This window comes from Burkholderia torrens (genome assembly GCF_984668525.1).
The window spans coordinates 1,795,603-1,820,566 of record NZ_OZ480211.1 but is presented as its reverse complement, the minus strand read 5'-3'; the positions used below and the strand labels follow the sequence as shown (position 1 = coordinate 1,820,566).

The following is a 24,964-nucleotide window of genomic DNA, read 5'->3' as shown; positions in this document are numbered from 1 at the left end:
CTTTATCGGTGAATCCGGCCCGTCAGACGTGACGGCCGGAGAAGAACGTCTCGCGCAGCGTGCGCATCCACAGCGGCTGCGCGTCGGCCAGCGCCAGACGGCGCTGCCGCGCGAAGCCATGCCGCGCGAGATGGTCGGCAACCCGCGCGTGGCCGGCCGGGACGGCACAGCCGACCGCTTCGGTACGCGGGTCGTCGAGAAACAGGTAATGCACGACGGACGGCAGCCAGCCGGCCACGCACTGCGGGCCGCGCCAGCGCGACTCGCCGACCAGCATCCGCAGCCCGCGGTCGTAGTCGCGTGCCGCGACGTGCGGCGCGAGCGCATCTTCCTTCAGCCAGACGGCCTCGAAGTACGCGAACGGTTCGCCGTCGAAGCAGCCGACGAGCGGCGTGACGTGCGGATCGGCGCCGGGGGCGACACCCGGCGCGCCTTCCGTGCTGCGTTGCGCGGGTTGCGCGCCCGGCCAGCCGTCGCGCACGCGCGGTTCGTCGAACCAGCGCGCGAGCCGTTCGGCGTCCTCCGCCGGCTGCCAGCCGCGCAACGTGAAGCGCACGCCGAGCGCCGGCAGGTCGCGTGCGTAGACGTCGCCGCGCGGCGCGGGCGGACGGCGCGGGTGACGCCGGCCATCGGTGAGCATCGGCAGCGTCGCGCACGGCAGGTGCGGGCCGACGAGCCACAGGTCGGCCTGTTGCGCCCAGCCGTCGCGCACGCAGCGGCCGGCGTCGGCGAGCACGCCGCTCGCGCGCAGCGCATCGAGCGCGACCGCCGGCCACGCGGCCGGATCGAGCCGGATCGCCGCGTGGCGTGCACTGTCCGAAAACGCAGCGGCCAGCGCCGCCAGCAGCGCACGGCGCTGGTCGGCCGGCGCCGCGCGATGGTTGTAGGCGACGAGGCGCAGTGCGCCGTCGTCGCCGAGCTGCGCACGCAGCAGCTGTGCGCCGATGCCGTCGCCCTGCGCGACGCGGATCTCCGTGCCGTCGCGCATCGCGAACAGGCCGTCCGCGAACGCGAGGCGGTAGGTATCGAGCATCGTGAAGCCGTCCGGACGCACTTCAGCCAGCATGGCGCGCCTCCTGTCCTGTTTCCGCTTGTGCAGCGAGCCGTGCGCCGAGGGCCGCGAGCGTCGGCGACGCGAACACGTCGGCGACCGTCAGCGCATGACCGGCACGGCTGGCCGCGTCGACGAAGCGCACGACGTCGAACGACGTCGCGCCGGCTTCGAACAGGTCCGTATCGGCCTCGGGCGCGGGCGTCGCGAACGTATCGGACCACAAGGCCGCGAGCACGACCGCCGCGTGCGATGACGGCGCGTGGCCCCGTGCCTGCGCGCCTGCATGTGCGCTGAACGCGGCGTGCGTGGCGACGCGTGCGTCCGGCGCACCGAGCGCGGCTTCCGGCGCGCCGGCGAAGCGGGCGACTTCATCGTGATAGACGTCGACGAGCGCCTCGACGAAACCGTGGTCGAGCAGTTCGTCCGCATACGAGAACGCAGCGCTCACGCGGCCGTCCGGATGCTCGACGACATCCAGCTCGAGCGTGAACACGACGCGATGGCGCACGTCGTCGAATCCGGCGAGCGACAGGCCAGTCCAGTCGCGCGCGGCGGCGCCGGTGGGACGCAGGTAGTTGAACATCACCTGGAACAGCGGATTTGCTTGCGCGGCACGCGGTGCGCGCAGCGCGGCGACGACGTCGACAAACGGCACGTCGGCATGCGCGTACGCGGCGAGCGCCGTGTCGCGTACTTGCGTCAGCACGTCCGCGCGGCGGGCAGCCGGGTCGATCCGCGTGCGCACGACGACCGAGTTGATGAACAGGCCGAGCGCTTCGCGCGCCGCGTCGCCGGTGAGCTCACGCGTCGACGCCAGCACGCCGACCGGCTGGTCGGCCGCCCCCGTCGTGCGGAACAGCGCGGTATTGAGCGCCGCGTGCAGCAGCATCGGCAGCGTCGCGTGCGCGGCCGATGCTGCGCCGCGTGCGGCGCGGATCAGGTGCGCATCGAATTCGAACGCGATGCGGGCGGCGCGCCATTGCGGGTCGGCCGGTGCGTCCATGCGCTGCGGCAGCACGCGCGACGGCAGATCGGCCAGCGCATCCCGCCAATACGCGACGCGGCCCGGATGGCACGGCGCCGGCAGCACGAGCGGTACGGCCGGTTGGACGGCCTCGTCGGCCGGCATGGCGCTGCCCTGCACACGGGCGACATAGCGTGCGCGCACCGCATCGAGCCAAAGCTCGATCGATTCGCCATCCGACACGATGTGATGGATCGTCACCGACAGCACGTGGTCGTCCGCACCGAGCCGCAGCACGCGGGCACGCCACAGCGGCGCGTCGGCCGCGAGGTCGAACGGCGCGAGTGCATCCTCGTCGGTCAGCGCCGCCGCGCGGGCAAGTGCATCGGCTTGCGCCGACAGGTCGATCACCGGCAGTTCGACAGCAACGTCCGCATCGATCCGCTGGCCCGGCAGCGCGCCGTCGCGCGCAACGAGTCGCGTGCGCAGCGCCGGATGCACGGCGGCCGTAGCCGAGAACGCGGCGCGCAGCGCATCGACGTCGAGCGGGCCGCGCACGCGCAGCGCGACCGGAATGTTGTATGCGGCGCTGTCCGGCTGCGCGCGCCACAGGAACCACAGGCCGAGCTGCGCGGGCGACAGCGGCCACACGCCGTGCGCATCGGGCCTGGCCACCGCGACGCCCGGCGCTGCGGCGCCGGCATGCGCGGCGCGCGGCGCATCGGCCACCTGCAGCGCGTATTGCGCCAGCACGGGCGCCTCGAACAGCGCACGCACCGGGACGTCGCGGCCGAGCCGCTCGGCCACGCGCGTCGCGACGCGCACGGCAGCGAGCGAATGGCCGCCGAGATCGAAGAAATGATCGCCACGGCCGACGCGTTCGAGATTCAGCACGTCGCACCAGATCGCCGCGAGCGCGGCTTCGTCGCCATCGTGCGGCGCCTCGTACGCGCGTTCGACGCGCACCGGTGCCGGGAGCCGCGCGCGGTCGACCTTGCTGTTCGCATTGCGCGGCAGCGCGTCGAGCACGATCAGTTGCGCGGGCACCATGTAGTCGGGCAGCGTGCGGCGCAGGTGCGCGTCGAGCGTCGCGGCTTCGACCGGCTGTGCAGCCGCCTGCGCATCGGCGGTCAGCTCGACATACGCGACCAGCTGCGCGAGCGCGCCTTGCCCGTGCACGACCGCGCACGCTTCGCGCACGGCGTCGTGCGCGGCCAGTTGCGCTTCGATCTCGCCAAGCTCGATGCGCAGCCCGCGCAGCTTCACCTGGTGATCGACGCGGCCGATGAAGTCGAATACGCCGTCCGCGCGACGGCGCACGAGGTCGCCGGTGCGATACAGCCGCGCGCCCGGCGCACCGTACGGGTCGGGCACGAAGCGCTCGGCCGTCAGCGCCGGACGGTCGAGATAGCCGCGCGCGACGCCGATCCCCTCGCCGCCCAGGTACAGTTCGCCGATCACGCCGACCGGCAGCGGATGCAGCCGCGCGTCGAGTACATGGGCCGTACGCGCGCCGACCAGCGTGCCGATCGGCAGATACGCGGCGTCGCCGAGCGTCGCGAGATCGTCGCCGGGCCGGAACATCCACAGCGTCGGCGTGATGACCGTCTCGGTCGGGCCGTAGCCGTTGACCACGCGCACGTTCGGCAGCGCGCGGCGCAGCAGCGCGAACGCCTCGCGCGAGGTCGCCTCGCCGCCGACGGTCAGCGAACGCAGCGTCGGCGGCGCACCGTGCGCGATCGCCCATTCGGCGAGCTGCGCGGCGCAACCGGGCGGCACGTAGGTCATCGTCACGCCGTCGCGGACCATCATCGCGCAGGTCTGCGCGGGCGGCCACAGCACGTCGGCCGTCACCGATACGGCGGCGCCCGACATGTATTGCGAAAACCAGCCTTCGTGCGCGCCATCGAAGTTGACCGACTGGAACAGCAGGAACACGTCGTTTTCACCCGCACCGTAGCGCGCGGCGATCGCCGCGCAATGCAGCGCGAACGACGCATGGTCGACGATCACGCCCTTCGGCTTGCCGGTCGAACCCGACGTGTAGATCGCGTAGGCGGCATGCCCCGGCAGCACGTCCGGCAGTGCGACGTGTTCGGCTTCGTCGAGCGTATCGATCGCATCGGCACGCCATACGCGCAGCGCCGGCAGTTCGGGCAGCGAAGCGGCGCTCGCGCCGTCGGTCAGCACGTGCGCGATGTTCGCGTCGCCGACGATCTGCGCGAGCCGTTCGCGCGGATGCGCGGGATCGAGCGGCACGAACGCGGCACCCGACTTCAGTACGGCGATCAGCGCGACGAGCAGGTCGACCGAGCGTTGCAGCGCGACGCCAACTCGCATCTCGGGCCGTACGCCGGCCTCGACCAGGTGACGCGCCAGGCGCGCCGCACGCGCGTCGACTTCGCCGCGTGTCAGCGCGCGGTCGATATCGGCGACACCGCGAGCGTCGGGCCGCGCCTGGGCATGCGCGGCGATGCGTGCATGCACGGGGACGAAGGGTTCGCCTGCTGTCGCGCCTGCCGGCGCATTCCACGCAAAAAGCTGCGCGCGTTCGGCGGCGGGCAGCCAGTCGAGATCGCCGACCGGCATGTCGGGGTGTGCAAGCGCATCGGTCAGCAGCGTGACGAAGCGTGCGGCCAGGCGCGCGATCGCGTCGGCATCGAACAAATCGAGCGCATAGATGAATGCCGCGTCGAACGTACCGTCGGGCGTCGCCTCGACGGACAGCGTCAGGTCGAATTTCGCGGACGGCGTGCCGGACGGCAGCAACGCAGCCGAAGCCGCGCCGAGCGCCGGCAGCGCACGGCGTTCGCCATACGCGGCCATCACCTGGAACAGCGGATGGTGACTCGCGCTGCGCGGCACGCCGAGCGCGTCGACCACCTGCTCGAACGGCACGTCCTGGTGCATCTGCGCGTCGACGAGCGCGCGCTGCGTGCGCGCGACCAGCGACGAGAAATCGCCGTGCGCGGGCACGTCGACGTCGATCGCCAGCGTGTTGACGAAGAAGCCGATCAGACCGGCGACTTCCGCGCGTTCGCGGTTCGCGGCCGGCACGCCGACGCAGATCCGTGCGTCGCCGGTCGCACGCGCCAGCAGCGCATCGAGCGCGGCGAGCAGCACGGCGAACGGCGTCGCGCCCGACGCAGCGGCAAAGGCACGCAGTTGCGCGCCGACGCGCGCGTCGAGCGAAAACACATGGCGCGCGCCGCGCGCACTGCGGCGCGCCGGCCTTGCCGTCGCGCCCGGCAGCGTCAGCACGCCGCGTTGCGGATCGAGCCGTTCGCGCCAGAACGCGAGCTGGCGATCACGTTCGCCGGCATCGAGCCAGCGGCGCTGCCACAATGCGTAATCGGCGTACTGGATCGGCAGCGGCGCGAGCGGCACCGGTTCGCCCGACGCGTACGCGCGATAGAACGCCGCAAGTTCTTCGAGCATCACGCCCGATGACCAGCCGTCCGACACGATGTGATGCACGGTCAGCGCGAGCCAGTGATGCGTCGCGTCGAAGCGCACCAGGTGCGCACGCACGAGCGGCGCCGCGCCGAGATCGAACGGCTCGGCTTCGTCGGCCGTCGCGACCGTTTCCGCGCGCGCCACGCGCTGTGCGTCCGGCAGCGCTTCGAGATCGGTTTCGCGCCACGGGCAGCGCAGCGGCGCGTGGATCGTCTGCGCGACGCCGTCCCGCGCTTCGTCGAAGGTCGTGCGCAATGATTCATGACGGGCGATCAGCGCATCGCAGGCGAGCCGCAGCGCGTGCACGTCGAGCGGGCCCGTCAACGCCAGGCGCTCGGTGATGTGATACGCGTCGGGCGCATCGATCAGCCGCGCGTGCAGCCACAGCCGTGTCTGCGCGAACGACGCCGGCACGCGATCGCTGCGCGGCGTGCGCGGCGGGATCGGCAGCACGCGGAAGTCGATGCCGGCCGCGCCGAGCTTGTCGATGAAGACCGCGCGCTGCGCGTCGGGCAGTTGCGCGAAACGCGTCGCGAGCGCGAGCCAGTCGGGTTGAACCTTCGTCATCCGTCGTCCTTATTGGGTTTCCAGTTCGCCGAGCAGCGCGTCGATCGCGCTCGCCGCATCGGTCTCGCCGCGCGCCGCGCAGGCCGCGTCGATCGCTTCCGCGCAGCGCGCCAGCGTGCGCGTGTCGAACAGCGTGCGCAGCGGCAGCGCGAGCCCCCAGTGCAGGTTGGCTTGCGCATGGGCCTGCGTCGCGAGCAGCGAGTGACCGCCGAGCAGGAAGAAATCGCCGTCGCGGCCGATCGCGTCCACGTGCAGCACGCGCTGCCAGATCTCCGCGAGCGCGCGCTCGGTATCGGTCGCGAGTTCGACGGCTTCGGCCGTTTCGCGCACCGGGGCCGGCAGCGCATGGCGGTCGCACTTGCCGTTCGGCGTGACGGGCAATGCATCGAGCTCGATCAGTTGCGACGGCACCATGTAGGCCGGCAATTGCGCGCGCAGTGCGTCGAGCAGCGCCGCGCGGTCGAGCGGGCCTGCGTCGCCACGGGCGACATAGCCGATCAGTTGCTCGTCGCGCACGATCACGACCGCATCGTTCACGCCGGGCGCCGCGCGCAGCAGCGCTTCGATCTCGCCCGGCTCGATCCGCTGGCCGCGCAGCTTCACCTGCGTGTCGACGCGGCCGAGGTAGTCGAGCGCGCCGTCGGCCCGCCGGCGCGCGAGGTCGCCGGTGCGGTACATGCGCGCGCCCGGCACGAACGGATCGGGCACGAAGCGCTCGGCGGTCAGCGCCGGACGGCCGAGGTAGCCGCGCGCGAGGCCCGCGCCCGCGAGATACAGTTCACCGGTCGCGCCGGCCGGCACCGGCTGCCACGCGGCATCGAGCACGTGCAGTTGCAGGTTCGCGATCGGATGACCGATCGGCACCGCGACCGCGTGCGCGTCGGCGGGGCCGCAAGTCCAGTGCGACACGTCGATCGCGGCTTCGGTCGGCCCGTACAGGTTCACGAGCGTCGCGTTCGGCAAGAGGCGCGCCATCTTCGCGACGAGTTCGGGTGCGAGCGCCTCGCCGCTCGCGACGATCAGGCGCACGCTGTCGCATTGCGCGGCGGCCGAGAAGTCGTCGAGATGCGCGGCGAACGCGGCCAGCATCGACGGCACGAAATGCAGGACCGTCACGCCGTGCGCGTGGATCGCGGCCGCGAGACGCGCCGGGTCGCGATGGTCACCGGGTGCGGCGATCGCGAGCTTCGCGCCGATCGCCAGCGGCCACACGAATTCCCAGACCGACACGTCGAAGCCGAACGGTGTCTTGTGCAGCACGACGTCGTCGCGCGTCAGCCGGTACGCGTGCTGCATCCACGCGATCCGGTTCGCCAGTGCGCCGTGCGTATTGCCGGCACCTTTCGGCTTGCCGGTCGAGCCGGACGTGTAGATCAGGTACGCGAGCTGCGCGTCGTCGATCGCGGCGGCCTCGCTCGCGGGCGTGTCGCCCGCATCGTCGGCAAGCAGATCCGCCACCGTCAGCAACTGCGTGTCGGCGCCCTCGCCCAGCGCGGCCTCGACCTGCTCGCGCAGATGGGCCTGCGTGATCGCGACGGCCGGCCGCGCGTCGCGCAGCAGGTACGCAATGCGCTCGGCCGGATAGTCGGGGTCGACCGGCAGGTACGCGGCGCCGGCCTTCAGCACGCCGACGAGCGCCATCACCATGTCGAACGAACGCTCGACGCACAGCGCGACCGGCGTGTCGGGTTGCACACCGCGCCGGCGCAGCGCGGCCGCGATGCGCGACGTCGCCCCATCGAGTTCGCGATAGGTCGCGCGATGCACGCCGCCGTGAACGTCGGCATATTCGAGCGCGATCGCATCGGGCGTCGCCTGCGCCGCGTCGACGAATTGCAGGTGCAGCGGCTGCCGTTGCGACGCCGGCCATGCGCGCGCCGTATCCTGGGCGAGCGCCAGTGCGTCGCGGGCGACTTCGTCGGCGATCGACAGCGTGCCGAGCAGCGCGTCCGGCGTGCGCGCCAGCGCATCGAGCGCGCAGGCGAACGCACGGTGCCAGGTCTCGACCTGCCGTGCATCGACGCGGGCGGTGTCGTAACCGTAGTCGATCGTCAGTTCGGCGCCGCTTTCGATGACCAGCGTCAGCGCAAAATCGGTCGCTTCGATGCTGCGTACGCCGCTCAATGCCAACGCACGCGGATCGGCGTCGCGCGCCGTGTCGTCGACCGGGTAGTTCTCGAACACGACCAGCGTGTCGAACAGTGCGCCGCCCGCTCCGCGCGCCCAGCGCTGGATGTCGGCGAGCGGCGTGTGCGCATGCTCGGCGGCGGCCGCGTTCTCGCGCTGCAGCGCTTGCAGCCAGTCGGCCGCGCGTTGCTGCGGGGCCGGTGCGGTAATCACCGGCAACGTGTTGATGAACAGGCCGAGCACCGCGTCGACGTCCGCGAGCGCGTCGGGACGGCCCGCGACGGTCGCGCCGAACGCGACGGCCGGCTGGTGTGTCATCCGCTGCAGCGCGAGCGCCCATGCGCCCTGCACCAGCGTGTTGACGGTCAGCTTCAATGCACGCGCCGTCTGCGCGACGCGCGCCATCGCGTCCGCATCGAGCGTCGCGCGCCACGTGACCATCTCGGCATCGGCGCGATCGGCCGTGCGCTCGGCAATCAGCGTCGGCGCATCCAGACGCGCAAGACGTTCGGTCCAGAAGCGCTCGTCGGCATCGCGGTTGCGCGTGCCGAGCCATGCGATGAAGTCCCGGTAACGCAGTGGCGGACGGCTCGCGAACGGCGACACGGCATCCGGGTCGCGATAGTCGCGCAACACGTCGGCGAGCAGGCGCGCGGTGCTCCAGCCGTCGAGCAGCACGTGATGGCGCGTCCACACGACGCGCCATGCGTCGTTCGACACACGGATCAGCGTGAGCCGCATCAGCGGCGGCTCGCGCCAGTCAAAGCCGCGCGCGCGGTCGGCCGCGAGCCAGCCATCGAAATCGGCGTCGAACGTGTCGGCGCGATCGCGCCAGTCGAGCTGTTCGACCGGCATCCGGGCATGACGATGCACGCACTGCAGCGGCGCAGCCTCGTCCGGCATCACGCTCGTGCGCAGGATGTCGTGACGCGCAACGGACGCGTCGAACGCGGCGGCGAGCCGGTCGGCGTCCAGCGCGGTCGCGGTCGCGACGAGCTGGTTCACGTAGCTCGCGTGACCCGGTGCGAACAGCGCATGGAACAGGATGCCCTGCTGCATCGGCGACAGCGGATACACGTCGTCGATCGCGCGCCAGTCGAGCGGCGTGCGTTCGATCGCGGCTTGCGTGAGGCCCGCGGCCTGCGCGAGCGGGAAATCGCCCGGCGTCGCGCCGGCACCGCGATGCGCGAGGCGCGACGCGCATGCTTCGACGAGCTCGCGCAGTGCCGACGCGAAGCGTTCGGCGAACGCGTCGATCGTCGCGCGTTCGAACTGCGGTGCACCGTAGACCCAGTGCACCTTCAGCGTGCGCGCGCCGTCGTGGTCCGTGTCGAGGTACGCGTGGATCGCGAGCGTATTGCCGAGCGGCCCTTGCGGATCGCGCTCGACGCCGGTGCCGCCGAAGCGCGGCACGAGCGTCGCATCGCGCGGCGCGTCGAACTGGCCGAGATAGTTGAACGTGACGCGCGGGCGCGGCACGGCGGCCAGCGCCGCGCGCGTCGCCGCATCGCCGTAGTGGGCGAGCACGCCGAAGCCGAGCCCCTTGTGCGGCACCGCGCGCAGCGTGTCCTTGACCGCGCACAGCGTGTCGCGGGCGGTCGCTTCGACGGGCAGCGTCACCGGGTAGTGGCTCGTCAGCCAGCCGATCGTGCGGCTCGCGTCCGCGTCGTCGAACAGCGCTTCGCGGCCATGTCCTTCCAGTTCGACGCGGCACGATGCGGCATCGCGTGTGCCGGCGAGTGCCAGCGCGAGCGCCGCACCCAGCACTTCGATCGTCTGCGTGCTATAGGCCGCATGCGCGTCGGTCAGCGCGGCGCGGGTCAATGCCGCGTCGATCGTCTGCACGACGACGGCCGCATCGGCATTCGTCGCCGCAGCGTCGGGATGATCGGGTACGACATCGCCGCCCTGTGCCATGCCGACCCAGTACGCGACTTCGTCCGCGAACGGCGACGCCGGTTCCGTCGCGGCACGCGCGAGCCGTGCGGCCCATGCGTCGGCGCGCAGGCCCGGCTGCGACAGGCGGACCGGCGTGCGTTCGCATGCGGCGCGATAGGCCGTGTCGAGATCGTCGAGCAGGATGCGCCACGACACGCCGTCGACGATCGCATGGTGAATCGCCAGATAAAGCTGCGTCGAACCGTCCGGCAGCCGCGCCGCGCACGCGCAGGCGAGCGGCCCGCGGCCGAGATCGAGACGGCGCTGCAACGCGTCGAAGCGCGCGAGCGCGTCTGCGTCGTCGCGGGCGGCGACTTCGACGAACGGCAATACGTCGTACGGCTTCGCGGCGTCGCTCGCTTGCCACGTGCCGTCCGCACCACGCGCGAAGCGCCGGCGGAATGCGTCGTGATGCGAAAGCAACGCGTCGAATGCGCGTGCGAACGCGTCGACATCGAACGGACCGCGCACGTCGAATGCGACCGACTGGTTCCAGTGGCCCGGATGCGGGATATCGAGCGCGAAGAAGCGTTGCTGCGCGGGCGTCAGGATCGACGCGGCAGCCGGTGTCGCGGCTGACGTCGTGACCGCGCTCGCAGGCTGGACGGCGGCGGCCGCTTCGTCGGTCTTCGCGATGCGCGCGAGTTCTGCGACCGTCGGGCCGTCGAACAACTGCTTCGGTGTGAAGCGCACGCCGCGCTTGCGCGCACGGGCGATCACCTGCAGCACGAGGATCGAATCGCCGCCGAGTTCGAAAAAGTTGTCGTCGCGGCCGACGTTCGGTGCCTTCAGCACGGCCTGCCAGACTTCGGCGAGCACGGTTTCGACCGCGCCCCGCGGTGCGTCACCGGACGCGACCGCGACCGGTGCAGCAGCCAGTTCGCGCAATGCCGCGCGATCGATCTTGCCGTTCGCCGTTACCGGCAGCCGAGCCAGCGCGACGAACTGCGCAGGCACCATGTAGTCGGGCAGCGTGGCCGCGAGCGCTGCGCGCACGGCGGCTTCGTCGAATGCCGCGCCGTCGCGCATCACGACGAACGTCGCGAGCCGCAGGCGGCCGTCGTGTTCGATCGCGAGCGTTTCGGCCTGCGCAACCGGCCCGGCCGCGCGCACGGCCGCGCTCACTTCGCCCGGTTCGACGCGGTAGCCGCGGATCTTCACCTGATCGTCGATACGGCCGAGGAACGCGAGCCGGCCGTCCGTGCGCAACCGCACGCGGTCGCCCGTGCGATACAGCCGCGCACCGGGCGTGAACGGATCGGGTACGAAGCGCTCGGCGGTTTGTGCCGGGCGGCCGAGATAGCCGCGCGCGACGCCCGGCCCGCCCAGATACAGCTCGCCCGTCGCACCGGCCGGCACGCACGCGCCGAACGCGTCGAGCACGAGCGCACGTGCATTCGGCAGCGGCAGGCCGAGCGGCACGCCGGTCGCGGGATCGCGTGCCTCGGCGGCAATCGACGCCGTGTCGCAGGCGATCGCGCCGACCGTCGCTTCGGTCGGCCCGTAATGGTTGATCACGCGGCAGGCCGGCGCGAGTGCAGCCAGGCGCGTGACGAGCGCCCACGTGAGCGTTTCGCCGCCCGTCACGAGCGCGTGGCGCGGCAGCACGTCGGCCGGCACGCGCGCGTCGAGCAGCGCTTGCAGGTGGCTCGGCACGATCTTCAGCACACCGACTTCGCGGCGACGCATTTCGTCGGCGAACAGATCCGGATCGAACGCGCACGCGGCCGGCAGCAGATGCAGCGTGCGGCCCGCGCACAGCGCGCCGAACAGCGTCGTGTGGCCGAGGTCGGCCGCGACCGTCGACACCATCGCGAACGATGCGTCCGGTGCGAACGCGAGTTCGTCGAGCATCCCCTGCACATAGTCGGCCAGTGCACCGTGCGAGACGACGACGCCCTTCGGCGTGCCGGTCGAGCCCGACGTATAGATCAGGTACGCACCCTGTTCCGGATGCGGCGCGACGCGCACGCCGGCGGCATGAGCGAGCGTCGCATCCTGCGAGAGCGTGTCGACGTCGAGCGGCTGCGTGTCGATGCCGGCCGGCCACGCCGCCATGTCCGCGACGAGTGCCCAGCGCGCGCCGCAGTCGGCTGCCGCGGCGCCGAGTCGTGCGGCCGGCTGCGCCGGATCGAGCAGCACGGCGAGCGCGCCGGCCTTCAGCGCCCCCAGCAGGCCGACGACGAAACGCGCCGACCGTTCGATGCAGACGATCACGGACGCTTCGGCGGCCACGCCGCGCTGCATCAGCGCGCGTGCGACGCGGTTCGACGCGTCGTCGAGTTCGGCGAACGTCAGCGATGCCGATGCGTCGGCCAGTGCGACGCGATGCGGATACGCAGCCGCCTGCCGCGCGAACGCGGCGACGATGTCGGCATGCTCGATGCGCAATGCGCGTCCGTCGCGCGGCTGGCGCGATGCGGCCGATGCATCGCACGGCAGCGCGGCCGTCGTGTGCTGCGGATCGCGCGCAGCTGCGCCGACGAGCGCCGCATAGCTGTCGAGCCAGGCGCGCGCGGTGTCGGCGTCGATGCAGTCCGTCGCATAGGCCGCGACCAGTTCGATGCCGTTTGCATCGTCGGTGAAATCCACGGCGAAGTCGAAGCGTGCGGCGAGGTCGGGCCCCGGCGTCGCGACTGCCGTCGCGCCCGGCAGCACGCTGTCGTGCCGCGCATCGAACTGCTGCGCGAACTTCACGCGCAGCCATTCGTCGCCGCGCCTGACCGGCGGCTTCACCGCATCGACGACGCGCTCGAACGGCACGTCCTGGTGCGCCACCGCGTCGAGCGCCGCCGTGCGTGCCGCATCGACGAGCGCGCGGAACGGCAGCGTCGGCGCCACTTGCACGCGCAGCGCGACCGTATTCAGGAAAAGGCCCAGCAGCGCGCGCGTTTCGGGGCGCTGGCGGTGCGCAACCGGCACCGCGACGACGATGTCCGTTGCACCGGTCAGGCGTGACAGCCACGCATCGAGCGCGGCGAGCAGGACCGTGAAGACGGTGGCCTGCGCCTCGCGTGCGAGGTGCCGCACGTCGGCCGCGACCGCGTCGGGCAGGCGCACCGACACGCGCGCACCCTGCAGCGTACGCACGGCGCCCGGCTGGCGGTCGACCGGCAGCGCGAGCGGGCCCGGCACGTCGCGCAACGCGTCGCGCCAGTAGTCGAGCTGGCGTGCGCCCTCGCCGCCGGCCAGCATGTCGCGCTGCCAGTCCGCATAGTCTGCGTACTGGATCGGCAGATCGGGCAGCGACGGTTCGCGGCCTTCGGCATACGCGCGATACGCAGCCGACAGCTCGTCGAACGCGCAGCGCGAGCTCCAGCCATCGGTGATCGCATGATGCGCGGTCAGCAGCAGGCGGTGGCGGTCGTCGGCAAGCGCGACGAGCGTCGCACGCAGCAGTGGGCCGCGCGCGAGGTCGAACGGCTCGGCCGCGTCGCGCTCGGCGAGACGCGCGGCTTGGGCATCGCGCGCGGCCGGCGGCTGGTCGCGCAAGTCGACGTCGGCGATCGACACCGGCAAGTGCGCATGAATTCGCTGCATCACGACGCCGTCGTCGTTGTCGACGAGCGTCGTGCGCCATGCTTCGTGACGCCCGATCACGTGATCGAGCGCGCGCTGCAGCGCGTCGCGGTCGAGTGCGCCGTCGATCGTCCAGTGCGCGGCGATGTGATACGCGGCGCTCGCGTCACGCGTTTGCGCGAGCACCCAGAAGCGTTGTTGCGCGAGCGAGGCCGCACGGTCGACATGCGGTGCGCGCGATGCCGCCGCATCGGCCGGCGCGCGGCGCGCGCCAATGGCGGCTAGCGGTTCGCCGGTCTCGCGCTCCGCACGATCGACCTGTTCGGCCAGTTCGGCCAGCGCCGGATCGGCGAACAGCGTGTCCAGCCTCAGGTTTACGCGCACGGCCGCACGGATCGCGGCCTGCAATTGCATTACCGCGAGCGAATCGGCGCCCAGCGCGAAGAACCGGTCGTCGCGCGACGGGATGGCGTCGAGGCCCAGCAGCGTCTGCCAGAAGCCGGCGATCTGCTGTTCGGTCGGCGTGCGCGGCGCATCGCCGGCACCTTGCGTCGTGTCGCGGGCAGCGGCAATCCGCTCGCGCAGCGCGGCACGATCCAGCTTGCCGTTCAACGTATAAGGCAGCACGTCGCAGCGCACGAACCGGTGCGGTTGCCACGCAGCCGGCAATTGCGCGGCCACATGCGCCTTCAATGCCGCATCGTCGGCCGCCGCGCGCAGCGCGACGCACGCGATCAGCCGCGTCGGCCCGTTACCGGTCTCGGCCACCACGGCCGCGTCGGCCACGGCCGGATGCGAGCGCAGGCACGCGGCGATTTCCGCCGGCTCCACGCGCACGCCACGCACCTGGACCTGATCGTCGAGGCGGCCGAGATAGTCGAATGCGCCGTCGTCGCGCAACCGTGCAAGGTCGCCGGTGCGGTAGACGCGTGCGCCGGGCTCGCCGTCCGCATCGGGAATGAAGCGTTCGGCCGTCAAGGCCGGACGGCCGTGATAACCGCGTGCAACGCAGACGCCGCCGAGCAGCAACTCGCCCGCGCCGTCGTCCGCGGCGCCGTCGACACGCGCGACGCGCGGGCCGATCACGCGGCCGATCGGCAGCGATGCATACGCGTCGTCCGCGGCCAGCACGGGCGTCTCGCCCGGCTCGACCGGCCACAGCATCGGCGAGATCACGGCCTCGGTCGGCCCGTACCCGTTGATCAGGCGTACCGACGGGAACGTGCCGCGCACGAATTCGAATGCCTGCTGCGGCAGCGCTTCACCGCCGAATGCGAGCACGCGCAGCGCCGGCGGCACGCCGTCGCGCGCGGCGACGGCCGCGAATTCGCGCAGGTAGGCAGGCGGGAACGCGGCCACGTTGACCGACTCGCGCACGAGCAGCGCATGCGCGGCGTCCGGCGCGAACGGTTGCGGCGGCGCCACGACGATGCTGGCGCCGATCGCGAGCGGCGCGAGCCAGCATTCGTGCGCGGCATCGAAATTGACCGACGCGAAATGCAGCAGACGGTCGCCGGCCTCGATCGGCAGTGCGGCTGCGAGCGCGGCGCAATGCGCGGCAAGCGGGCCGTGCTCGACGACCACCGCCTTCGGCGTGCCGGTCGAGCCCGACGTATAGATCATGTAGGCGGCCGAACGCGGGTGGACCGGCACTGCTTCGTCGTCAGTGCCGAGGGCCGGCTCGCCCACGGCTGCGATTGCGGTTGCGGTTGCGGTTGCGATTGCCGGATCGAACGCGTGTTCGAACGGCGTGCCGAGCGCCGCACGACCGGCCGCATCGACGATGCCGTGCCGCAGCTGAGCATCCTGGACGATCCAGTCGAGGCGCGCGGCCGGATGACGCGGATCGAGCGGCACGAACACGCCGCCCGCCTTCAATACGGCCAGCAGCGCGACGAACAGTTCGCACGAACGCTCGACACATACGCCGACCCGCACTTCCGCGCCGACGCCGGCCGCGCGCAGTTGCCGGGCGAGGTGCGACGCACGTGCGTCGAGCGCGCCGCGCGACAGGCGCAGGTCATTCTGGAAAGGAACCGCGATGGCGGGTGCGTCGGGCGCGAGGCGCGCCAGTTCACGGATTCGGTGATGCAGCGCAGTCGGGAAACTCGTCATGTGCGTGAAGTCCTTCGGTCCGGCCGCTTCGGCCAAGTCTCGGGGCCGCTTGGGGCGGCTTCACTGGTGTGACGAACGACGCGGCCGATTTTTTACCGTTTTGCGCGCAAAGTGCGTGCGGCCGCATTTTTTTGACGGTGCTGCTAAATATTTGCGTGGCCCGTTCGTCTATCAGGGAGGAAAGCCGCAACGGGGCCCGCCTCGCCCGTGGCTTTCGCGTCAGATTTGCCGTTTCCGCGTTTTTTGCCTGCCTTCCTTTTACCGACGTTGCCGATGACAGCTGCCCACGAGCCTTCCTCCCCGCCGTCCCTCGACGCCTCCCCCGGCCGCCCCGCCGCGCGCCTGATCCTTGCACTGTTGCGCGAAAGCCGCGTGTCGTTCACGCTGGCGCTCACCGCGTGCGTGCTGAACGGCATCGCGAGCGTGCTGCTCGTCGCGACGCTGAACCGTGCGCTGTCGCAGCCGGGCGCCGCCGACGCGTCGCTCGCGTGGCGCTTTGCGCTGTGCGCGGTGATCGCGCTCGTCACGCGGATCGTGTCGGGCACGCTGTTCGCCCGCCTGTCGCAGGACACGATGGCGCGCTTGCGCGTGCATCTGGCGCGGCGCGTCGGCGCGGCCGAGCTGCGCGACATCGAGCGGATCGGCGCGGCGCCCGTGCAGTCGGTACTGACCGACGACGCGACCAACGTGTCGATGCTGTTCTTCGCGCTGCCGAACCTGGTCATGCACGGCTCGATCGTGTTCGGCTGCCTCGGCTATCTGGCGTGGCTGTCGTGGCCCGTGTGCCTGCTGGCGCTGGCCGCGATCATCGCCGGCTCGCTCGGCTATCACACCGGCGATCGCCGCGCGATCGCGGCGCTCGAAGCCGCCGGCCACGCGCAGGACCGCCTGTTCGGCTATCTCGGCTCGCTGTTCTCCGGCGCGAAGGAACTGAAGCTGCACGATGCGCGCGCCCGCCAGTTCGTCGACGGCCAGCTCGGCGCCGCGATCGGCGAAGTGCGCGACCACCGCCGCCGCGCATTCAGCGCGTATGCGGTCGGGGTCGGCTGGATCATCTTCCTGTTCTACGTCTTCCTCGGCGTCGCGTCGTTCTGGCCGCAGCTCGGCGTGCATGCCGACCCGGCCGCGGCGGCCGGCTACGTCGTCGTGTTCCTGTTCATGCTCGTGCCGCTCGACGGCCTGCTGAACAACCTGCCGACCGTCAATGCCGCACGCGTGTCGCTCACGCGGATCGAAGGCGTGATGGCCGAATTCGGCGCGCTGCGCACGGTGCCGCCCGCGGCCGACGCACCCGACGTGCCGCCGGCCGGCGCCGTCACGCTGCGCGGCGTCACGCACGCGTACTTCCACGAACGCGACGAACGGATGTTCAGCATCGGGCCGATCGACCTGACGATCAAGCCGGGCGAACTCGTGTTCATCGTCGGCGGCAACGGCAGCGGCAAGACGACGCTCGCGAAGGTGCTGACGGGGCTCTACGAGCCCGAGGAAGGCACGATCGAGGTCGACGGCCGCATGATCGGCTGGCGCGAGCGCGCAGCCTACCGGCAGCGCTTCAGTGCGGTCTTCAACGATTTCCACCTGTTCGATGCGCTGCTCGGCATCGTCGACCCCGACGATCCGTCGCGCGCACAGGCCGATGCACGGGCGAACGCGCTCGTCGCGAAGCTGGCGCTCGACCACAAGGTGAAAGTGGTCGACGGCGCGTTCTCGACGCGGGCGCTGTCGACCGGGCAGCGCAAGCGGCTCGCGCTCGTCGTCGCATACCTGGAGGACCGGCCGTTCTACCTGTTCGACGAATGGGCGGCCGACCAGGACCCGTCGTTCAAGGCCGTGTTCTACGAACAGCTGCTGCCCGAACTGCGTGCACGCGGCAAGGCCGTGATCGTGATCACGCACGACGACCGCTACTTCGATCTCGCCGACCGGCTGCTGAAGCTCGACAACGGGCGCATCGTCAGCGACACGCAACCGGCGCGCCTGCGTGCGCAGGATGGCGTCGATGCGCTGAGCGCGTAACACGACGACAGTCGATAAAAAATCGCGGACACGCTGCATGAGCAGTGTGTCCGCGATTGTCATTTCAGCGGGGAACAATTTGGCTGGCGCGTGGCGAAAAGGAAAGACGGAAGCCGCTCGTCGTCAGGCCGATCACAGCACTCCTGCCCGTCAACGCGGCATCGTCCGCCGCTCAAGCCGCGCTCAACGCACGGCCGGCAGCTTCAGCATCGTGTCGGTCATCACGTCGGCCAGCTTCAGCGCCGACATCGGCCCGCCGAACCCCCAGATATTGCGTTCGATCAGCGCGATCCGGTGTTCCTTCATCGCGGGCACGAAACGCCACACCGGCGAGTCGAGTTTCGCGGACAGCGGCACGTCCAGCCCAGATGCGGTCACGAACATCACGGCGAGGTCGCGCTGCCGGAGCAGATCGGCCGACGTCACGTACAGCGTGCCTTCCCGCGTCGGCTTCTTCGGCCACGGATCGAGCCCGAGCGCACGCGCGAGACCGGCCGACGTGCTGTTGCCCGTATAGGCCCAGTAACGATCGGGCAAGCCGAGATCCTGCAGCAGTGCGATGCGCTCGCCCTTGCGGCCCGCGGCCGCGAGCCGCGCCGCGTTGCGCGCGATGCCGGCGTCGAGTTGCGCATCGACCGCCTGCGCACGCGCGTCGCGCCCCGTCACCGCGCCGATCGTCCGGAAAATCTGCCGCATCCAGTCGAGTTGCGTGACGGGTACCCCGCCGTCGGACACGTTCGGGCTGAACTGGAACAGGATCGTCGGCGCGATCCGGTCGAGCGCGTCGAAGATCGGCGCGTGCCGGAAACCGACGCCGAGGACGAGATCGGGCTTGACCGCCGCGATCGCTTCGAGCCCCGGCTCCTGCCGCGAGCCGACGTCGATCACGTGCGCGAGCCGCTCGCTCCGGTAGCCGAGCCAGCCCGGGTAGAACGCCGTATCGGCCATCCCGACCGGCACGATGTCGAGCGCGATCACGCTTTCCGCGAACATGAAGTCGAGTGCGACCACGCGCTGCGGCCGCACGGGCATCTTCACGCTCGCCTGCGACACGACGGGATTGCGGGCCAGCGACACGGCGCCCTGCGCGCCGCGTGCGTCGTCGGCAACGGCGGCAGCCGCAACCGATGCTGAAACCGATGCGGGAAACGCGCCGCAGCACGCGGCGCCGAGTGCCGCCGCGAGTGCGCCGAGCGCATGCCGGCGGCCGGCGTGCGTCACCGGATCGCGTCCTGCTCGGCCAGCGCCGCGTCGTCCATCGTCAGTAGCAGGGGGCAGCTTCCACACAGTTGCGTTTCTCCAGGAATTTCGTAGCGCAGGCAGCACACGCGGCGCGCGCGAAACGGCGTCGGCAGCAACGCCGAGCGCGGCACGGCGTCGCGCACGGGCATTCGCAGCGGATTCGATTCGCCGTGCACGCAGGCCGAACCGAACAGCCAGTCCGCATCGCGCACGGGATCGGCCGCGCACGGCAGCGAACGATACGTGCCGAGCAGATAGTCGAGCAGGTTGCCGGCGTTGCTCCACAGCACGCGCGGCGTGACGCGGCCCATCGCCGCGAGCAGGTCGATCACCGCGCCGAGATGCGCGATGAGCCCTGCATAGCGCGGCGCGGGATCGTCGCACGGCGCGCCGAGCGCATCGCTTGCGAAATACAGCGCGGCAGGCATCCCGTCGTCGAGTGCGACGAAGGTGCGCTCCGGGTGCATGTCGAGCGGCCGGCCGAGCGTCAGCGCGGCGACGACACCGGCCGGCGCCGCACGACCGAAATAGTATTTGCTCCATTGCGACATCAGCGCGCGCGCATGCTGCGCGGGATCGCCGCCGTAGTGGCCGACCATCGCGTCGAGCACCGCGTCGCGATGCGCGGGCAATTCCGCGACGGGCACGACGATGCGGCCCGGCGCGTGTGCGTCGTCGGGCATGCCGAGCCAGACGACGTCGAGATGCCCGGCGAACGGTTCCGGCGCGAACGCCGAGAAACGCGTGGCGCGTGTGTCGTCGAGCACCGGAATCATCGCCCTGCGCGCCGGGCGCGGCGCCCCTCGAGGATCAACAGCCCGAGCAGGTACGGCGCGCCGATCAACGCGGTCAGCACGCCGGCCGGCACCTCGCGCGGTGCCACGACGGTGCGCGCGGCGAGATCCGCGACACCGAGGATCAACGCGCCGCATGCCGCCGCGAGCCACAGCCGCGTGCGATGCCGGCGCGCGCCGAGCATCGTCGCGACGTGCGGCGCCATCAGCCCGATAAAGCCGACCGGCCCGACCGCCGCGACGGCCGCACACGCGGCGAGCGTCGCGATCGTCAGCGCGAGCGGCCGCAGCACGGCCACCGGCAGGCCGAGCGCGGCCGCCTGGTCGTCGCCGAGCGCGAGCATGTCGAGCGGCTTCGCGAGCCATGCGAACACGGGCACCGCGAGCACGCACCACGGCAGCAGCATCGACACCTCGCCCCAGCTGCGGCCATACGTGCCGCCGACGAGCCACACGACGAAGCGCGCGGGCTGCACGCTTTCCTGCGTGATCAGCCATTGCGCGAGCGTGGTCCACAACGCGCCGATCACGATGCCGGTCAGCGCGACCGCGAGCGGCGCGTAGCGATGCCGGTGATTCAGCGCGAGCGTGATCGCGAGCGACAACCCGCCGCCGATCAGCGCGGCGGCGGCAAGCGTCACGTGGCCCATCAGCGGCCACGTCGACAGCGCGAACAGCGTGACGAGCCCCGCGCCCTGCGTGACGCCGAGCACTTCGGGGCCCGCGAGCGGATTGCGCACGACGCTCTGCATCGCGACGCCGCTGACGGCCAGCAGCGCACCGGCGAGCAGTGCGCACAGCAGGCGCGGCATGCGCAGGTCGATCAGCATCCGCGCGAGCGCATCCTGGCCCGACAGCGCAGCCAACCAGCGCGCGGGCGACAACCATTCGGGGCCGGCCGATACGCCGACCAGCACGACCAGCAGGCCGGCCACGACGAACAGCGCCGTGCGCAGCGGCCAGCCGAGCCGTTCGAGCCAGCCGACGAGCCGCGTCGAACCGCCGCCCGCCGCGCGTTCGGCATCCGCATGCAGCACGCCCGACCAGGCAGCGCCGCGCCGGATCATCGCGAGCATCAGCGGCGTACCGACCAGCGCGATCGCGACGCCGGTCGACAGCGTCGCGTCGAAGCCCGATGCGAGCACCGCGCTGTCGGTGACGAGCACGAGCGCGCCGCCGGTGAGCGCCGACAGCGGCACCAGCACGCCGAGTCGCGCCGCGCGCGCGCCGCGCACCTGGCGCAGCAGGTTCGGCGCGACGAGGCCGACATACGACAGTGGGCCAGCGATACTGACGGCGACACTGGTGAACGCGACCGCGACGATCGTCGCGGCGAGCCGCGTCGCATCGACGCGCACGCCGGCTGCGGCCGCCGCATCGTCGCCGAGCGTGAGCGGATTCAGCGGCCGGATCACGAACGGCAATGCAACCAGCGGCACGACGAGCCAGCGCGCGGCGAGCGCGAGGCCCGTCGCGCCCGGCTGATAAAGGCTGCCGTTGGTCCACAGCGCGGCCCCCGCGATGTTCTGCTCGAAGAACGCGAGCACGAGCGTCGACAGCGCGGCGAACAGCAGCATGCATACGCTGCCCGCGAGCACGAGCCGCAGCGGCGTCGCGCGCCAGCCGCCGGCCGCGACGATCGCGCACGCGGCGGCAGCGAGCCCGCACACGAACAGCAGCGGCACCGACGCGACGCCGGCCAGCGCCGGCACGAGCATCGCCGCGAGCAGGCCGAGCTGCGCGCCGCCCGTCACGCCGAGCAGGTCGGGCGACGCAAGCGGATTGCGCGTGAGCGACTGGAACAGCGCGCCCGCGATGCCGAGGCAGCCGCCCGCGACGAGCGCGGCCGCGACGCGCGGCAGGTTGAGGTCGAACAGGAACACGTGCGCGAGCGACGCGGCATCGCTGCCGGGCGCCGCGTCCCACCACGCGCGCAGATCGGGAGCGATCCGCAGCGCCGCGAGCAGTGCGATCAACGCGACGAGGCCGAGCGCGAGCGCGCCGGCTCGCCCGCGGGTCGCCCCTCTGCCCGCCGCCGCGAGGCGCTTGCGCATCGCGAACGTCGTCATACGGCGAGATCCCGGTCGAACACGCCGGCCGCCTGCGGCGCGCCGTCGGTCGACGGCCCGTAGGCCGGCACGCACATCGGCGCGCCCGTCTGCGGATGCGCGAGCTTCAGCATCTCGACGCCGAACGCCGCGCGCAGCCGCGCCGGGTCGAGCATCGCGTCGGGCGTGCCTTGCGCGACGAGGCGGCCCGCGCGCATCAGCACGATCTCGTCGCTGTATGCGGCCGCCTGGTTCAGGTCGTGCAGCACCCACACGATCGTCAGCCCGCGCGACCGGTTCAGCGTGCGCAGCGCGTCGAGGATGTCGAGCTGGTGATGGATGTCGAGATAGGTCGTCGGTTCGTCGAGCAGCACGATCGGCGCCTGCTGCGCGAGCGCCATCGCGATCCATGCGCGCTGGCGTTCCCCGCCCGACAGTGCGCCGACGTCGCGCTCCGCGTCGCCTGCGAGGCCGCTCGTGTCGAGCGCCTCGTCGATCGCCGCATGGTCGGCCCGCGACAGGCCGCGCAGGAAGCCGCCGTACGCATAGCGCCCGTAGGCGACGAGTTCGCGCACCGTGAGGCCCGACGGAATCTGGTTGAACTGCGCGAGCATCGTCAGCTCGCGCGCGAGCGCGCGACGGCGAAACGACGCGAGCGGCCGGCCGTTCACTTCGACATGGCCGGCACGCGCGGGCTGCAGGCCCGCGAGCGTGCGCAGCAGCGTGCTCTTGCCGCAGCCGTTCGGTCCGCACAGCGCGGTGACGCGGCCGGCCGCGATCGACAGGTCCAGCCCGTCGATCACGACATGGTCGCGATATCCTACCGACAGCCCGCGCGCGGCAAGCGCGGCGGTACGACGCGTCATCAATCCTCCGTTCGGTCGCGCGGGACCGTATGACTCTGCGCCATCGCGACGACGACCTTGCGCGGCCCCTCGAACGGGTCGCGCGCATGCGCGGTCAGCATGTTGTCGAGCATCAGCACGTCGCCGGTGCGCCACGGGAACACGATGCGCTGCTGGTCGAGCACGCCGCGGATCTCCGCGAGCGCATCGGCCTCGAGCGGTTCGCCGTCGCCGTAGTACACGTTGCGCGGCACGTTCTCGAGCCCGACCGCATCGACGAGCGCTTCCTGCATGTCGTCGTCGAGCGCCGACAGGTGGAACAGGTTCGCCTGGTTGAACCACACGCGGTCGCCGGTGCGAGGATGGCGTGCGACGGCCTGGCAGCGTTCACGCGTGCGCAGCAGCAGTTCGCCGTCGTCGTCGGTACGCCACGTGCATTCGATGCCGCGCGCCGCGCACATCCGTTCGACCTCGGCCGGCTCGTCGGTGCCGAACGACTGCTGCCACGGCAGGTCGAGACCCTGCCCGAAATTGCGCACGTACAGCAGCTCGCGCTTCTCGAAGCGCGCGACCAGCGCCGGATCGAGCGCGCGATACACCGCGCGGCTGTCCGCGATCGGCGTCGCGCCGCCCTTCGGCGCGGCGAGCGCGCAGTGGAACCAGATCCGCAGCGGCCATTCGCGCGTGTACGACTGCTCGTTGTGCAGCGGAATCGCGCGGTGCGGCGGGTATTCGGTCGACGTGTAGACGGCGCCTTCGACCTGGCTGCGCGGCGTCGACGCGTATTCATAGCCGATCAGCGGATCGCCGAACGACGCCGCGAACTGCTGGAACGCGTCGATCGACGGCACGTGGAAGCCCGTGAACAGCACGCCGCCCGCCCGTTCGAGCGTGTCGGCCGCGATCTCGCGCGCCAGCGGCGCGACGTCGTCGATCGACATGCCGTCGCTGCCGCTCGGCGACACGACGGTGGGCAGCCCCGGCTCGATACGCAGGTCGTCGAGCGTCGGCAACGAAAGCAGGGTCATGCAACGTCCTCTTCAGGTGGCGCGCCGGGTCGCGGCGCAGCAGGTCACGATGCGCGCGACGCGCGCTCGCCGTCCATCGCGCGGCGCAGGCTCGCGGGGCGCATGTCGGTCCAGACGGCCTCGATGTGCGCGAGACAGTCCGCCTTCGGGCCGCTCACGCCGACCTCGCGCCAGCCGGCCGGCACGGGCCGGAACGTCGGCCAGATCGAGTACTGTTCTTCGTCGTTGATGACGACCGTGTAGACGAGATCGTCGGTGTCGGCGGAAGGCGTCGGGGCTTGCGTCATGATCGGAAATCGCTGGGCGGTTGAAGGAAGCGAAGCGGCGGTTTCGGCCGCTCCTGTCTGATAGACGATTGGCCGGCGCGTTTTTTTACCGCCGCCGTGCGCGGCCGCCCAGGAACACCGGGCACGCGACGCCGCGCTGGCACGCGTCGAGGCAGTCCGCGCAGTGACGCTCCGCATCGCGCACCATGAAATGCACGAGCGTCTGCGACACGTTCAGCGCGCGCGCCGCGGTCTGCAGCGTCTCCTCGCGCAGCCGCACCATCTCGAAGGCCGCGCGGCTGCGTGCCGGCAGGTCGTCGAGCGCGGCCCACACGCGCCGCAGTGTATCGCGCGTCATCAGCGCGGCTTCCGGCGTCGGCTCGGGCGACGGCACATCGAAGCCGTCGTCCTCTTCCGTGTGATAGACGTTCTCGAGGCTTTGCCGGCGGCATGCGTCGATCGATGCATTGCGCACCATCCGCGTCACGTAGGCGACCGGCTGGCGCACCGCATCCTGGTTCGGGAATTCGACGAGCTTCACGAACACGTCGTGCACGACGTCCTCGGCGCGGCTCGCGCACCCGACGAAGCCGCGCGCGATATTGACGAGCATCGAACGATGCGAGATCAGCACGTCGAGCAGCGCGCCCTGCGTGCGGGGTTCCGACGCACGACGCGGTCGCGGCGCGGCGCGCGGCGGCAGGTCCGGATAACTGCCGAGGAACGGGTTCGCCGCTGCCGCCGCCGGTCGGTCGAGCACTTCCGCCATGGCCATCGATCTGCTCCGTCAAATTACGAGATAGCGCAATTTAACGTAAACGCAAATCATTCTCAATCTGATTACCGGATGACCCTTTCAGTTGTCGGGATTTGTCTGAACAATTGGCGGAATCGTTGTCCGTACGTATAAGACGAGGGTTCGTCCGGCACTCGCAGCGAAACAAGGCGCCGTCGACCCGGCGTCTTGTTTCATCGCTTCTCC

General features: G+C 71.4%; 11 protein-coding genes. 1 reads left to right on the top strand and 10 read right to left on the bottom strand.

Going from position 1 to position 24,964, the window contains the following annotated elements; translation table 11 throughout:
• Positions 1 to 22: 22 nt before the first annotated feature.
• The 3 genes from AC5LXX_RS08305 to AC5LXX_RS08295 are packed head-to-tail and all read right to left on the bottom strand — an operon-like array spanning position 23 to position 15,740.
• Positions 23 to 1,066 carry a GNAT family N-acetyltransferase gene (locus AC5LXX_RS08305; RefSeq protein WP_493409157.1) on the bottom strand — a complete coding sequence of 348 codons (1,044 nt, stop codon included), beginning with the start codon at positions 1,064 to 1,066 and terminating at the stop codon, positions 23 to 25.
• Positions 1,056 to 6,041: an amino acid adenylation domain-containing protein gene (locus AC5LXX_RS08300; protein ID WP_493409156.1), complete on the bottom strand. Its 4,986-nt coding sequence runs from the start codon at positions 6,039 to 6,041 to the stop codon at positions 1,056 to 1,058. Before AC5LXX_RS08300 ends, AC5LXX_RS08305 begins: the two co-directional genes overlap by 11 nt.
• Before the next feature lie 9 nt (positions 6,042 to 6,050).
• Positions 6,051 to 15,740, bottom strand: coding sequence for an amino acid adenylation domain-containing protein (locus AC5LXX_RS08295; RefSeq protein WP_493409155.1), 9,690 nt, complete (start codon positions 15,738 to 15,740; stop codon positions 6,051 to 6,053).
• Positions 15,741 to 16,013: 273 nt separating this feature from the next.
• Here AC5LXX_RS08295 and AC5LXX_RS08290 point away from each other — a divergent pair, with 273 nt between their 5' ends.
• On the top strand, positions 16,014 to 17,759 hold the full coding sequence (locus AC5LXX_RS08290) for a cyclic peptide export ABC transporter (protein ID WP_493409154.1): 1,746 nt from the start codon (positions 16,014 to 16,016) through the stop codon (positions 17,757 to 17,759).
• A 183-nt stretch (positions 17,760 to 17,942) separates the two neighbouring features.
• Here AC5LXX_RS08290 and AC5LXX_RS08285 read toward each other — a convergent pair whose 3' ends face one another.
• From AC5LXX_RS08285 to AC5LXX_RS08255, 7 genes are all read right to left on the bottom strand, one after another.
• Positions 17,943 to 18,980, bottom strand: coding sequence for an ABC transporter substrate-binding protein (locus tag AC5LXX_RS08285; protein ID WP_493409153.1), 1,038 nt, complete (start codon positions 18,978 to 18,980; stop codon positions 17,943 to 17,945).
• Positions 18,977 to 19,777 carry a siderophore-iron reductase FhuF gene (gene fhuF, locus AC5LXX_RS08280; protein WP_493409152.1) on the bottom strand — a complete coding sequence of 267 codons (801 nt, stop codon included), beginning with the start codon at positions 19,775 to 19,777 and terminating at the stop codon, positions 18,977 to 18,979. Before fhuF ends, AC5LXX_RS08285 begins: the two co-directional genes overlap by 4 nt.
• Complete coding sequence (gene fhuB, locus AC5LXX_RS08275; protein WP_493409151.1) at positions 19,774 to 21,864, bottom strand: Fe(3+)-hydroxamate ABC transporter permease FhuB; 2,091 nt, start codon at positions 21,862 to 21,864, stop codon at positions 19,774 to 19,776. Before fhuB ends, fhuF begins: the two co-directional genes overlap by 4 nt.
• On the bottom strand, positions 21,861 to 22,709 hold the full coding sequence (locus AC5LXX_RS08270) for an ABC transporter ATP-binding protein (RefSeq protein WP_493409150.1): 849 nt from the start codon (positions 22,707 to 22,709) through the stop codon (positions 21,861 to 21,863). Before AC5LXX_RS08270 ends, fhuB begins: the two co-directional genes overlap by 4 nt.
• Positions 22,709 to 23,716, bottom strand: coding sequence for a TauD/TfdA family dioxygenase (locus AC5LXX_RS08265; protein WP_493409149.1), 1,008 nt, complete (start codon positions 23,714 to 23,716; stop codon positions 22,709 to 22,711). The genes AC5LXX_RS08270 and AC5LXX_RS08265 overlap by 1 nt, the downstream gene beginning before the upstream one ends.
• Before the next feature lie 44 nt (positions 23,717 to 23,760).
• Positions 23,761 to 24,003 (bottom strand): MbtH family protein, encoded by a 243-nt coding sequence (locus tag AC5LXX_RS08260; protein WP_059234271.1) that lies wholly within the window; start codon positions 24,001 to 24,003, stop codon positions 23,761 to 23,763.
• An 85-nt stretch (positions 24,004 to 24,088) separates the two neighbouring features.
• Positions 24,089 to 24,757: an RNA polymerase factor sigma-70 gene (locus tag AC5LXX_RS08255; RefSeq protein WP_493409148.1), complete on the bottom strand. Its 669-nt coding sequence runs from the start codon at positions 24,755 to 24,757 to the stop codon at positions 24,089 to 24,091.
• Between the last annotated feature and the right edge of the window lie 207 nt (positions 24,758 to 24,964).

Coding starts and splice junctions, on each gene's coding strand:
- AC5LXX_RS08305 (WP_493409157.1), bottom strand. CDS start 1,066: ATGCTGGCTGAAGTGCGTCCGGACGGCTTCACGATGCTCGATACCTAC.
- AC5LXX_RS08300 (WP_493409156.1), bottom strand. CDS start 6,041: ATGACGAAGGTTCAACCCGACTGGCTCGCGCTCGCGACGCGTTTCGCG.
- AC5LXX_RS08295 (WP_493409155.1), bottom strand. CDS start 15,740: ATGACGAGTTTCCCGACTGCGCTGCATCACCGAATCCGTGAACTGGCG.
- AC5LXX_RS08290 (WP_493409154.1), top strand. CDS start 16,014: ATGACAGCTGCCCACGAGCCTTCCTCCCCGCCGTCCCTCGACGCCTCC.
- fhuF (WP_493409152.1), bottom strand. CDS start 19,777: ATGATTCCGGTGCTCGACGACACACGCGCCACGCGTTTCTCGGCGTTC.
- fhuB (WP_493409151.1), bottom strand. CDS start 21,864: ATGACGACGTTCGCGATGCGCAAGCGCCTCGCGGCGGCGGGCAGAGGG.
- AC5LXX_RS08270 (WP_493409150.1), bottom strand. CDS start 22,709: ATGACGCGTCGTACCGCCGCGCTTGCCGCGCGCGGGCTGTCGGTAGGA.
- AC5LXX_RS08265 (WP_493409149.1), bottom strand. CDS start 23,716: ATGACCCTGCTTTCGTTGCCGACGCTCGACGACCTGCGTATCGAGCCG.
- AC5LXX_RS08260 (WP_059234271.1), bottom strand. CDS start 24,003: ATGACGCAAGCCCCGACGCCTTCCGCCGACACCGACGATCTCGTCTAC.
- AC5LXX_RS08255 (WP_493409148.1), bottom strand. CDS start 24,757: ATGGCCATGGCGGAAGTGCTCGACCGACCGGCGGCGGCAGCGGCGAAC.